Origin of the sequence: Pseudonocardia sp. Ae717_Ps2, assembly GCF_001932475.1 — a bacterium.
Lineage (GTDB): Bacteria > Actinomycetota > Actinomycetes > Mycobacteriales > Pseudonocardiaceae > Pseudonocardia.
In genome coordinates this window covers 2,220,846-2,232,059 of record NZ_MCIS01000001.1, presented here as the reverse complement: position 1 = coordinate 2,232,059, position 11,214 = coordinate 2,220,846, and the positions used below count along the sequence as shown (strand labels likewise).

13 protein-coding genes are annotated in these 11,214 nt (G+C 72.4%); 8 read left to right on the top strand and 5 right to left on the bottom strand.

Annotation, left to right across the window (positions count from 1 at the left end; translation table 11 throughout):
• Positions 1-3 precede the first annotated feature (3 nt).
• From Ae717Ps2_RS10630 to Ae717Ps2_RS36055, 3 genes are all read left to right on the top strand, one after another.
• Complete coding sequence (locus tag Ae717Ps2_RS10630; protein WP_075306006.1) at positions 4-1,626, top strand: ABC transporter substrate-binding protein; 1,623 nt, start codon at positions 4-6, stop codon at positions 1,624-1,626.
• Between the two features lie 69 nt (positions 1,627-1,695).
• On the top strand, positions 1,696-2,664 hold the full coding sequence (locus Ae717Ps2_RS10625; RefSeq protein WP_075306004.1) for an ABC transporter permease: 969 nt from the start codon (positions 1,696-1,698) through the stop codon (positions 2,662-2,664).
• Complete coding sequence (locus tag Ae717Ps2_RS36055; RefSeq protein WP_143510362.1) at positions 2,661-2,882, top strand: hypothetical protein; 222 nt, start codon at positions 2,661-2,663, stop codon at positions 2,880-2,882. Before Ae717Ps2_RS10625 ends, Ae717Ps2_RS36055 begins: the two co-directional genes overlap by 4 nt.
• A gap of 7 nt (positions 2,883-2,889) precedes the next feature.
• On the opposite strand, the gene Ae717Ps2_RS10620 is transcribed toward Ae717Ps2_RS36055, so the two are convergent.
• Complete coding sequence (locus Ae717Ps2_RS10620) at positions 2,890-3,774, bottom strand: IS3 family transposase (protein ID WP_075333032.1); 885 nt, start codon at positions 3,772-3,774, stop codon at positions 2,890-2,892.
• The gene (locus Ae717Ps2_RS38170) at positions 3,771-4,058 is read right to left on the bottom strand and encodes a transposase (protein WP_075333031.1); all 288 of its coding nucleotides are present in this window, start codon (positions 4,056-4,058) and stop codon (positions 3,771-3,773) included. Before Ae717Ps2_RS38170 ends, Ae717Ps2_RS10620 begins: the two co-directional genes overlap by 4 nt.
• A gap of 103 nt (positions 4,059-4,161) precedes the next feature.
• Between Ae717Ps2_RS38170 and Ae717Ps2_RS10610 the strand changes: the two genes are divergently transcribed.
• Genes Ae717Ps2_RS10610 through Ae717Ps2_RS10590 form a run of 5 tightly spaced genes read left to right on the top strand, consistent with a single transcriptional unit; the run spans position 4,162 to position 9,181 of the window.
• Complete coding sequence (locus Ae717Ps2_RS10610; RefSeq protein ID WP_198932163.1) at positions 4,162-4,881, top strand: ABC transporter permease; 720 nt, start codon at positions 4,162-4,164, stop codon at positions 4,879-4,881.
• Positions 4,790-6,403 carry an ABC transporter ATP-binding protein gene (locus tag Ae717Ps2_RS10605; protein WP_075333284.1) on the top strand — a complete coding sequence of 538 codons (1,614 nt, stop codon included), beginning with the start codon at positions 4,790-4,792 and terminating at the stop codon, positions 6,401-6,403. Before Ae717Ps2_RS10610 ends, Ae717Ps2_RS10605 begins: the two co-directional genes overlap by 92 nt.
• Before the next feature lie 11 nt (positions 6,404-6,414).
• The gene (locus Ae717Ps2_RS10600) at positions 6,415-7,308 is read left to right on the top strand and encodes a hypothetical protein (protein ID WP_075305998.1); all 894 of its coding nucleotides are present in this window, start codon (positions 6,415-6,417) and stop codon (positions 7,306-7,308) included.
• Entirely contained in the window at positions 7,305-8,279 is a 975-nt protein-coding gene (locus Ae717Ps2_RS10595) for an MsnO8 family LLM class oxidoreductase (protein WP_075305996.1), read from the top strand. The genes Ae717Ps2_RS10600 and Ae717Ps2_RS10595 overlap by 4 nt, the downstream gene beginning before the upstream one ends.
• The gene (locus Ae717Ps2_RS10590) at positions 8,276-9,181 is read left to right on the top strand and encodes a shikimate dehydrogenase (RefSeq protein WP_075305994.1); all 906 of its coding nucleotides are present in this window, start codon (positions 8,276-8,278) and stop codon (positions 9,179-9,181) included. Before Ae717Ps2_RS10595 ends, Ae717Ps2_RS10590 begins: the two co-directional genes overlap by 4 nt.
• A gap of 4 nt (positions 9,182-9,185) precedes the next feature.
• On the opposite strand, the gene Ae717Ps2_RS10585 is transcribed toward Ae717Ps2_RS10590, so the two are convergent.
• The 3 genes from Ae717Ps2_RS10585 to Ae717Ps2_RS10575 form a co-directional block, all read right to left on the bottom strand.
• Positions 9,186-9,512 (bottom strand): helix-turn-helix domain-containing protein, encoded by a 327-nt coding sequence (locus Ae717Ps2_RS10585; protein ID WP_075311693.1) that lies wholly within the window; start codon positions 9,510-9,512, stop codon positions 9,186-9,188.
• Between the two features lie 213 nt (positions 9,513-9,725).
• Positions 9,726-10,553: a dimethylarginine dimethylaminohydrolase family protein gene (locus tag Ae717Ps2_RS10580; protein ID WP_075305992.1), complete on the bottom strand. Its 828-nt coding sequence runs from the start codon at positions 10,551-10,553 to the stop codon at positions 9,726-9,728.
• The gene (locus tag Ae717Ps2_RS10575) at positions 10,550-11,167 is read right to left on the bottom strand and encodes a phosphoribosyltransferase family protein (protein WP_075305990.1); all 618 of its coding nucleotides are present in this window, start codon (positions 11,165-11,167) and stop codon (positions 10,550-10,552) included. The genes Ae717Ps2_RS10580 and Ae717Ps2_RS10575 overlap by 4 nt, the downstream gene beginning before the upstream one ends.
• Between the last annotated feature and the right edge of the window lie 47 nt (positions 11,168-11,214).

Sequence of the window (11,214 nt, the reverse complement as noted above, 5' to 3'; positions counted from 1 at the left end):
ACCGTGTCCATTCGACGCGCCACACTCGGCGCGGGCGCCGCCCTGGCAGCCATCGCCGTTCTGCTCAGCGCCTGCTCGACCGGCCCGTCGGCGAGCGGGACGCCCCCGACCGGCGAACCGGTCAATGGCGGCAGGCTCACCTACGCCCTGAGCACCGATCCGCTGTCGTTCAACCCGTCCGGGAACAATGCCGGCAACGACTCGTGGACGGTCACCCGGCAGTTGTTCGACTCGTTGTTGTACCTCGACCCGAACAGCAAGAAGCTCGAACCGTGGCTGGCGAAGAGCTGGTCGAGCAACGCCGACGCGACGGCGTTCACCTTCGAGCTGCGTGACGACGCCACGTTCTCCGACGGGAGCAAGGTCACCGCGAACGACGTCAAGGCGACCTTCGACGACCTGGTCGCGAACAAGGCGAAGAGTCCCGGCACGGCAAGCTTCTTCAGCGGCTACCGGACCACCGACGCGGTCGACGCCGACACCGTGACGGTCCGGTTCTCCACACCGAACGCCGCGTTCCCCGCCAACACGGCGGGCGTGATGCTCGGCATCGTGTCGCAGGCGACGACGAGGATCCCCTACGACGAGCGCGCGACCGGCAAGGGCGTGGTCGGTTCGGGTCCGTTCGTCCTGCAGAACTACACCAAGGACGTCTCCACCACCCTGGTGCGGCGGCCCGACTACGCGTGGGCACCCGCCGGATTCGCCACCACCGGGGCAGCGCACCTGGACGCGATCGACTTCACGGTCGTGCCCGAGTCGACGGTCCGGTCGGGCAGCCTGACCTCCGGCTCGGTCGATGTGATCAACGGTGTCGACCCGACGGCGGTGGGCGAGCTGGAAGGGGCGGGCACCGTGGTGAGCCGCTCCACGCCGGGCTACGTCAACGGCCTCTACTTCAACGTGTCCCGGCCCGCGACGGGTGACCTCGCCGTGCGGCGGGGCATCGCCCACGCCGTGGACGCCGGGCAGATCCGCGACACCGCGGTGACCGACGAGTTCGCAGTGGGCACCAGCATCCTGTCCGCGGCGACCCCCGGGTGGTCCGACCAGAGCTCGTGGTTCGGGTTCGACGCGGCCGCGGCCGGGCGCGACCTGGACTCCGCCGGGTGGGTTACCGGCCCGGACGGCATCCGGGCGAAGGACGGGAACCGGCTGTCCCTGAAGCTGATCTACATGAACACCTCGGGCCAGACCCAGAGCGCGGTCGAGGTGCTGCAGCAGCAGCTCCGCGCCGCGGGCGTCGAGCTCGTGCTCTCGGGTGGGGCGGCGCCGGACTTCCTGGCCGCCTGGCAGAGCGGCGCGTTCGACGCGGCGTGGATCGCCGGCGGCGCGTCGGACCCGGACATCCTGCGCACCGTGTACTCCGCGAGCGGCACCAACTTCTACAAGGTGAAGGACCCGACCCTCGACGGCCTGCTGACCCGCCAGCTCGCCTCCGTCGACCAGGCCGTCCGCTTCGGGGTGCTCGCGGACGTGCAGAAGCGGATCGCCGAGCAGTACTACCAGGTCCCGGTCTACGAGAACACCGGGATCGTCGCCACCACCAGGGGTGTGCACGGCGTGGTGCTCGGCGCGGACTCGCGGCCCGACCTGCTGGTCGGCGCCTGGAAGGACCCCACCTGAGCGATCACCGGCTCCCGCCCGCGCGGGAGCCGGTGATCCCCTGACGGTCACGAACTGGGAGCGCTCCGTTTGACTCGCTACGTCCTGGGCCGCCTCGGGCAGGCCCTGCTGGTGGTCTGGGCCGCCTACACCATCACCTTCGCGGTGCTCTACGTGCTGCCCGGGGACCCGGTGACCCTGATGGCGGGCACGGGCGTCGGGTTCCTCACCCCAGCCCAGCTCGACGGTCTGCGCCACGAGTACGGGTTCGACCGTCCACTCGTCGTCCAGTACGCGACCCGCCTGGGCGCCGCGGCCGTCGGGGACTGGGGGCACTCGATCGTCAGCAACCGTCCGGTGCTCGACGTGGTCGGCGAGGCCCTGCTCTCGACACTGCAGCTGACGGCCGCCGGGCTGACGGTCGCCGTCGTCGGCGGGACCGTGCTGGCGCTGGTGACCGTCGGGACGGGTCGGCGGTGGCTCGCCCAGCTGCTCGGCGTGCTACCGCCCCTCGGGGTCGCGGTTCCGGCCTTCTGGTTCGGGCTGCTGCTCATCCAGTGGTTCGCCTTCGGCATACCGCTGTTCCCCGCGTTCGGTGCGCAGGGCCCCGCCTCGCTGGTGCTGCCGGCGGTGGCGCTGGCCGTCCCGACCGGCGCCACGATCGCCCAGCTGCTGACCCGCAGCCTCGACGCCACGCTGGCCGAGCCCTACATCCACACCATCCGCGCCCGCGGCGCCGGAACCGGGCGGGTCCTGCTGCGGCACGCCCTGCGCAACGCCGCTCTGCCGACCGTGACCATGACCGGGCTGATCGTCGGTGGGCTGCTGTCGGGGGCGGTGGTCGTGGAGACCGTGTTCTCCCGGCCCGGTCTGGGCCGGGTCGTGGCACAGGCCGTCGAGCAGCAGGACGTGGCGGTGGTGCAGGGCGTCGTCGTCCTCGCCGCGATCGTGTTCGTGCTGACCGGGTTGGTGGTCGACCTGCTCTACCCGGTCCTCGACCCCCGGATCCGGGTCGCCGGCCGGCGGCCGGCCCGTTCGGTTCCGGGAGGTGCGGCATGACGCTCGCCCTCGAGGATCCTCCCGTCACGGCACCGCAGCGACCGGCCGGAGGACGACGTCGTCGCCGGCCTCCGATGGGCCTGGTCCTCGCCTGCGGATGGCTGCTCGCGGTCGCGGTCGCGGTCGCGGTGTTCGTCCCGCACCTGCTCGCGGCGGGGGACCCACTCGCCGGAGTGCCGGCGCTGAAGCTGGAACTGGAGTGTTCCCGATTTCTTTGACGCCGGTTTAGGCTGCCAAGTCGGTTATTTTCCTGAATCCTAGCTCGTATTCGGTGGGTGTCAAGTATCCGAGGGTGGAGTGCCGTCTGCGACGGTTGTAGTAGCTCTCGATCCACGCGAATGTCTGCTGTCGGACCTCGGTGACGTCGTTCCATGGCCGGGTGTGGATGAGTTCTTTCTTGTAGCTGGCGAAGAACGACTCGGCGACGGCGTTGTCGAAGCAGGTGGCGCGTCGGCCCATCGATCGGGCCACATTGTTGGCGGCGCAGAAGTCGGTGAACTCCCGGCTCGTGTATTGCGTCCCGCGGTCGCTGTGCATGATCACTCCGGCTGGTGGGCGGCGGGTGAGCAGGGCGGCGGCGAGGGCCTCGATGATCAGGTTGGTGCGCAGGTGGTCGGCCACGGCGTAGCCGACGACCTTGCGGGAGTGCAGGTCGATCACGGTGGCGAGGTAGGCCCAGCCGTCGACCGTCTGGATGTAGGTGATGTCGCCGCACCAGCGGGTGTCGGGAGCCTCGGCGGTGAAGTCACGCCCGATCAGGTCCGGGGCGTCGATCGGGCGTAGACCTGCGACGGTCGTCTTGCGCCAGGTGTGAGGGTGGCGGCCTTGCAGGCCGGCGGCGCGCATGAGCCGCCAGACCCGCTTGCGGGCGGTCCGGTGGCCGCGAGCGACCAGCTCGGCCCACACCCGGCGCACGCCGGGGTCACCGCGCAGGTCGTGGTGGATCTCTCGGATCGTGTCGGTGAGCTCGGCGTCGGTGCGTTCCCGCTGGCTGGGTCCGGTCTTGAGCCACCGGTAGTAGCCCTGTCGGGCCACGCCGAGCTGGGCGCACATGAACGTGACCGGATACTCGCCCTCGGTTGCCCAGTCCGCGATCGCCGCGTATTTCACGGCTGTTCTTTCGCGAACCAGGTCGCTACTTTTTTTGCGAAGTCCCGCTCCATTCGCAGGGTCGTGTTCTCCTTGCGGAGCCGTTCCAGCTCGGCCCGCTCCGGTTCGGACAGGTCCGTGTCCGGGACCTGCCCGGATTCGCGTGCTTTCTTCACCCACTTGCCTAACGTCATCTCGTGGACGCCGATACTCTTCGCTACCTCGGCGATTGTTCGGCCGGAATCGAGGACAAGACTGACGGCCTGGTCCTTATACTCCTGGGTGAAATGGCGGCGTGTCGCCACGCGATCCCCTCCGCTGCGATCAGCGGCAGTCTACGACCGGTGTCTACAAGATCGGGAACGGTCCAAACCTCCCTCGGCCGAGCACTGGCTGGGCACCGACGCGGTGGGGCGGGACCTCTACACCCGCGTGGTGCACGGCACCGGGCTCACGATGCGCACGGCGGTGCTCGCGGTGGCGATGGGCGTGCTGTTCGGCTCCGCGCTGGGGCTGCTGGCCGGGCTGGCGGGCGGGGCCGTCGACATCGTCGTCATGCGGGTGGTGGACGTCCTGTTCGCCGTGCCGGGGATCCTGCTGTCGCTCGCGCTGATCACCGTGCTCGGCGTGGGTACCGCCGCGGTCGCGTTCGCCGTCTCGCTCGGCAGCATCGCGGGCATCGCCCGGGTCCTGCGGTCGGAGGTCCTCAAGGTACGGACCTCCCCCTACATCGAGGCCGCGCAGGTCAGCGGGAACCGGCCGCTGCGGCTCACCCTGCGCCACGTCCTCCCCAACGCCGTCACCCCACTGCTCGCCCTCGCCGCCCTCGAGCTCGCCGCCGCCATCCTGTCCGTGTCCGCGCTCGGCTTCCTCGGTTACGGCGCCCAGCCCCCGCCCCGGAGTGGGGGGCCATGGTCGCCGCCGGTCGCGACTCCCTCCGCACGGCGTGGTGGCTCACCACCTTTCCCGGCCTGGCGATCGTGGCCACCGTGCTGGCCGCGAACCGGCTGTCGCTGCTCGTCGGACGGAGACCGCGATGAACCCGGTGCTGACGGTCGAGGGTCTCGCGGTCCGCTACGGGTCCGTCGAGGCCGTGCGCGGCGTGTCCTTCCACGTCGACCCGGGTGAGACGGTCGCGCTCGTGGGCGAGTCCGGCTCGGGCAAGTCCACCCTGGCCCACGCCGCGCTCGGACTGCTGCCCCCGGGGGCGGCGGTCACCGCCGGACGGGTCGTGGTTCGCGGCACCGACCTCGCCGCGGCGGACGACCGTGAGCTGCGCCGGCTGCGGGGCCGCACCGTGGCCCTCGTCCCCCAGGACCCCGGCGCGTCGCTCGATCCCGTCATGCGGGTCGGACGGCAGGTCGCCGAGGTCCTGGAGATCCACGGTCTCGCCACGGGGCGAGCAGCCGCGGCCCTCGCCCGCGAGGCGCTCGCCCGTGCCGGACTCGATCCGGACCGGGTCGCGCACCGGTACCCGCACGAGCTGTCCGGGGGGATGCGCCAGCGGGTCCTCATCGCGGCCGCGCTGGCCGGGGGCCCGGCGCTGATCGTGGCCGACGAGCCCACCAGCGCGCTGGACGTGACGGTCCAGAAGCAGATCCTCGACCATCTCGCGGCCCTGACCGCGCAGAGCGGCACCAGCCTGCTGCTCGTCACCCACGACCTCGCGGTCGCCGCCGAGCGCGCGGACCGGGTGCTGGTGATGCGGGCCGGAGAGCTCGTCGAGTCCGGCCATCCCGCCCAGGTGTTCGACGCTCCGCGCCACCCCTACACCCGCGAGCTGGCCGCCGCCGCACCGCGGCGCGACGGCGTGAGCGAGCGTGTCGGTCGCGACGCCGACGAGCCGCCGCTCCTGGTGCTCGACGGGGTCGGCAAGACCTACCCGTCCCGCACCGGCCGGGCGGCCGAGCGACCCGCGGTCGAGGCACTGGACCTCACCGTCTCCCGCGGGCGCACCCTCGCGCTGGTCGGCGAGTCCGGTTCCGGGAAGACGACCGTCGGACGGCTGGTGCTGCGGCTGGTCGACGCCGACACCGGCCGGATCACCCTCGACGGTCTCGACGTCACCACCACCCGTGGGCCCGAGCTGCGCGCGCTGCGCCGCCGGGTCCAGCTCGTGCAGCAGAACCCGTTCACGGCGCTGAACCCGCGCCTGACCGTCGAGGCGATCATCGCGGACCCGTTGCACGCGCACCGCATCGGCAGCTCCGCCGATCGTCGACGACGTGCGGCCGAGCTCGCCGACGTCGTGCACCTCCCCGCCGACGCCCTCCACCGGCGGGCCGCGGAGCTCTCCGGCGGTCAGCGCCAGCGGGTGGCCGTCGCGCGGGCCCTCGCCCTCGACCCCGAGCTCGTCGTCCTCGACGAACCGGTCTCGGCACTCGACGTGTCCGTCCAGGCACGCATCCTCGATCTGCTCTCCGGGCTGCAGCGTGACCGGGGCATCGGCTACCTGTTCATCACCCACGATCTCGCCGTCACGCGCGAGATCGCCCACGACGTCGCCGTCATGCGCACCGGCCGTCTCGTCGAGCACGGGCCTGCCGCCACGGTCCTGTCCGACCCGCAGGACGCCTACACCAGGGCGTTGCTCGATGCGGTCCCCGATCCCCGTCGCCACCGGCCGGTGACGACGCCGTCCCACCCCTGAGGAGTGCACCCGTGCCCGACACAGCCGATGATGCCGCCTGGTGGGAGGAGGTCGCCCGCTCCTTCGCCGAGGACCTGCCCGACACCGACGGAGCCGCTCGTCGCCGGCACGCCGTGGCCGCACTCGCCGACAACGGCCTGACCACCCTGCTCGGTCCTGCCCGCCACGGCGGCGCGGAGCAACCGTGGCGCGTCGCGCACCGGGTCGTCCGTGAGATCGCCCGCGTCGACCCCACCATCGCCGAGCTGCTCGGACGCCACTACGTCTGGTACTGGATCGCCGAGTTCATCGGCACCGACGAGAAGATCGACCACATCGGTGAGGTCTCCACCCGGAGCAGGTGGTTCTACTGCGGCGCGTCCGACCCCTGCGCCGCGGAGCTCACCGTCGTCGACGACGGCGAGGCCATGCTCTTCGACGGCCGCATCGCACCCGCCGTGGGCGCCGACGTCTCGACGATCACCATTCTGCAGGGCGCCCGCTCCGACGTGGCGACACCGATCAGCGCTCTCGCCTACACCTCCCACCCGGGGATCAGCGTCCCGGGTCACGACGGCGCCCGCATCGAGGTCAGCGGCGCGGACATCCCCTGGACCGGTGCCCTGGGGCACGTGGACAAGCGGTTCGAGCCCCGCCCCTACAACGGGCTGCTGGCCCCCACCCTCGACCTCGTCCTGCTCGACATCGCCCTCGCCGCCCGCACGACCTACGGCACGACCGCCGCCACCGCCGCCGCGATACGACGGGCCGACGAGGCCGTCGAACAGGCCCAGCGCCTGCACGACCGCCGTCGCAGTGTCACCGACGCCGAGGTCCGCGCCCAGGCCGTCCAGGTCTCCGAACTCACGGTCGCCGTCGGCGCCCTCCCCGGCCCGGCGGGCGTCCGCTCCGGAGGCCCCCGATGATTCCTCTGTCCCTGCTCGACCTCGCCCCGGTCGGTGAGGGTCAGTCCCCGGAACGGGCACTCGCCACCACCGTCGACCTCGCCCGCCGCGCCGACCGGCTCGGCTTCACCCGGTTCTGGGTCGCCGAGCACCACGGCATGCCCGGCATCGCGAGCTCCACCCCCGAGGTACTCATCGCCGCCATCGCCGCACGGACCCGCACCCTGCGCATCGGTTCCGGAGCCGTCCTGCTCTCCGGGCGGCAGCCACGGGCCGTCGCCGAGGCGTTCGGGGTCCTCGCAGCCCTGTACCCCGACAGGATCGATCTCGGTGTCGGGCGGGGCGGCGGCACCACGGTCTCCCTCGACGCGCAGCTCGACCAGCTCGGCGGCCATCTGACCGACCCGCTCGGATCGGCCCTGCCGCACGCGAGCGCCCCAGCCGAGGTCTGGCTCGTGGGCTCGAGCGTCGCCAGCGCACTCGTCGCCGCCGAGCGGGGTCTCCCGTACGCCTTCGCACACCACTTCTTCGGCCCCACCGACGCCGTCCGGGCGCTGGAGACCTACCGGAGCAACTTCCGTCCGGGGCCCACCCGCTCCGTCCCGCACGCCATGCTCACCGTCCACACCGTCTGCGGCGAGGACGACGCCCACGCCCGGTGGCTCGTCGCCCCTGCGCTCGCACCCGCGCTCGGTGTCGCCGGGCTCGGCCCTCGGAGCCCGTTCCCCGCTCCCGACGTGGCGGCCGCCCTGCCCTGGACGACCGACCAGCTCGACGACGCCGCCCGACTGCTCGACGAGCAGGCCGTCGGTTCGCCGGCGACGGTGCGACGACGCCTGCACGCACTGGCTGAGACCACCGGGGCGGACGAGCTCATGCTGACCTCCAACCTGACCGACGGCGAGGACAAGCTGGGCAGTCTCGGCCGCATCGTCGCCGCGCTCGGCGAGGGCGACCGCATCCGCTCCGCCGTGGCCGGTCCGTCGCGATGACCACGACCGTGCTCGACCCCGAGCTCCTGGGGAGCCCATCCACCACCTACCGGGCCGGACTGATCGGGTCCGGCATCACGACGTCCGCCTCACCCCTGCTGCACGAGACCGAGGCCGCCGCCCACGGCATCCGGGCGGCGTTCGCCCTCCTCGATCTCGACGAACTCGGTCACGGTGTCGAGGTCCTGGGCGGTGTCCTGCGGGAGGTCCGGGCCGCGGGCTGGCAGGGGGTGACCGTCACCCACCCGGCCAAGCAGACGATCATCCCCCTCCTCGACGCGATCACCCCCGACGCGGCCGCCATCGGCGCGGTCAACACCGTCGTCTTCGACCAGGGACACGCGATCGGTCACAACACGGACTGGTCCGGGTACGCGCGGAGCCTCCGTACCTGTCTGCCAGGGGGACTGACCGACGACGACCTGCGTTCCGTCGTGCTGGTCGGTGCCGGTGGGGCGGGCTCGGCGGTCGCCCACGCGCTGCTCTCGATCGGCGTCGCACACCTCTGGGTGGTCGACATCGACCACGACCGGGCGTCGGCGCTCGCAGCGACGCTCCGACGACGACACCGGGACCGGACCGTACGCACGGGTCGGCCCGACGACCTGCCCGCTCTGCTCACCGACGCCACCGGGATCGTGAACGCCTCGCCGGTCGGCATGACCGGCCACGAGGGACATCCGGTGCCCACTTCTGCGCTCCACCCAGGTCTGTGGGTCAGTGACATCGTCTACCGGCCACGCCGCACCGCCCTGCTGATCGGGGCCGAGCGGGCAGGCTGCCGCGTGCTGGGGGGTGGGCCGATGGTCGTGCTGCAGGCGGCGGACGGGTTCGAGGTCCTCACCGGCCGACGGGCCGACGCCGACCGCATGCTGAGGCGGTTCGAGGCGACTCACCCGTGAGAGGTCAGTGGGCCCCGTCGTAGTCGAGGCGGGACACCTGGACGTGCGTCTGGTGCCGCTTGGCCCAGTCGGTGAGCAGCGACAGCGTCCGCGCGAGCTCCCGAGCCGCCTCGGTCAACCGATACTCCGTCCTGGGCGGCACCGTCGCGTACACCGTGCGGGTCAGCAACCCGTCCCGCTCCAGATTCCGCAACGTCAACGTGAGCATCCGCCTGCTGATCCCCGGGATGCCCCGCTCGAGCTCGGTGAACCGCGCGACCTCCTCCGCACCGATGAGCGTGAGCACACCGATCGCCCACTTCCCACTGACCCGGTCCAGCACCTCGTTCAACGGACAGACGTGGTGGACGGCGTCGTGCCCGCCGGTGGGGCGAGGTCGACCGGCCTCGTCGAACGCCGGCTCCTGGTTACTGTTCGACACCTCTGTCATCGTACGTAACCGGACGTCGATTCACAGCAGTGGTGCGGGCGCCGTCGGGATCGCCGAACACCCGGTGCCCGCCGCCCGGGACCTCGCGGGCCGGCCGGATCCCCCGGACACCCCCTACGGAGCGGGGTGCAGCGTCAGTGCGGTGCAGCGCACTCCCCCGCCCCCTTTCGCGAGCTGGGTGGTCGGGAGCTCGACGACCGTCAGCCCACGGTCGCGCAGCTCCGCGGCGACCCGCGGAGCCCGATCGGTCATGGTGACGGTCCGCCCGTCGCTGACGAGGTTGAGCGCGAACCTGCGCGCGTCGCACTCGGCGACCTCGACCAGCTCCGGGCCCAGGTCGCGGATCCGGGCCCGGCTGCCGGGCTCGAAGGCCTCGGGGCACCAGAGCAGCAGGTCGGGCGCGACCACGCCCAGCGCGAGGTCCAGGTCGTACCAGAGCGGGCCGACCGTCCGCAGACTCACGACCTCGTACCCGAGCCGGTCGGCGAGGAAGGGGTGCATCCGCGCATCGGTGCGATGTCCCGAGCCCGCCAGCAACAGCGGTCCGCACGGCAGCGCGTCGCCCTGGCCACTGAAGTCGTACGGCGCGTCGACGACGGCGTAGCCGCGACTCTCGAACCACGCCCGGTGGTGCGGGGTCTCGGGTCGGCGCGGGCCCGGCAGCCGCGCCAGCACGACCTGCCCGCCGCACGCCAGTCCGGCGTTCGCGGTGAAGACCATGTCCGGGCAGTCCGGCGCCGACGGGAGCCACTCGACCCGGCGGCCCGAGGCGCGGTGGGCGCGGACGATCCCGGCGTGTTCGGCGCGGGCCGCGAGCCGATCGGGCTGGTCGTGGGTGGACATGTAGGGGTTGATCTCGAAGTCGACCCGGAAGTGGTCGGCGTCGGAGACGAGCAGATGGCCGTTGAGGGCGGGCTCGGTGCGGGCCCGGGCGGCAGTCACGACGGGTCCTCGCACCAGGAGCCGTCGGTGTCCCGGCGGAACAGCGGGATCGTCCCGAGGGTGTGCACCAGGTCGGCACGGGGCCCGAGCCGGGCGCGCCAGCCGGTGCCCTCGCCCAGCAGCGCGCCGACCCCGACGACGTCCGCCCCGGCCCGGTCGAGCAGGGTCAGTGCGGCGGCGAGCGACCCTCCGGTGGACACCACGTCGTCCACCAGCAGGACGCGCCGCCCCGCGAGCGCCCCGACCCGGCGACGGTCCAGCAGCAGCCGCTGCCGCGCGGCCGTGGTGATCGACTCCGCCTCGACCGCGAGCGCGTCCCCGAGATGGGCCTTCGGGGTCTTCTGCAGGATCACGTAGTCGTCCAGGCCCAGGGCCCGGCTGGTCTCGATGGCCACCGGGATGCCGAGCGTCGCCGGACCGGCGACGACGTCGGGGGCGAGGCCGCGCACCCGGTCGGCGAGCTCGCGGCAGGCCCCCGCGATCAGCTCGACACCGTGGTCGATCGTCATGAACAGGGCCACCGCGAGGTCGGGGGCGACCTCGACGACCGGCAGCCGGACGGGGAGCGTCCCGATCCGCGCCTCGAACGCCGCGGGGAGGGTGGGGTGGCGCATGTGAGAGACGGTAGTCAGCGGACCCGGATCGCGTGTTTCCGTGCGGT

Coding starts and splice junctions, on each gene's coding strand:
- Ae717Ps2_RS36055 (WP_143510362.1), top strand. CDS start 2,661: ATGACGCTCGCCCTCGAGGATCCTCCCGTCACGGCACCGCAGCGACCG.
- Ae717Ps2_RS10605 (WP_075333284.1), top strand. CDS start 4,790: ATGAACCCGGTGCTGACGGTCGAGGGTCTCGCGGTCCGCTACGGGTCC.
- Ae717Ps2_RS10595 (WP_075305996.1), top strand. CDS start 7,305: ATGATTCCTCTGTCCCTGCTCGACCTCGCCCCGGTCGGTGAGGGTCAG.
- Ae717Ps2_RS10590 (WP_075305994.1), top strand. CDS start 8,276: ATGACCACGACCGTGCTCGACCCCGAGCTCCTGGGGAGCCCATCCACC.
- Ae717Ps2_RS10575 (WP_075305990.1), bottom strand. CDS start 11,167: ATGCGCCACCCCACCCTCCCCGCGGCGTTCGAGGCGCGGATCGGGACG.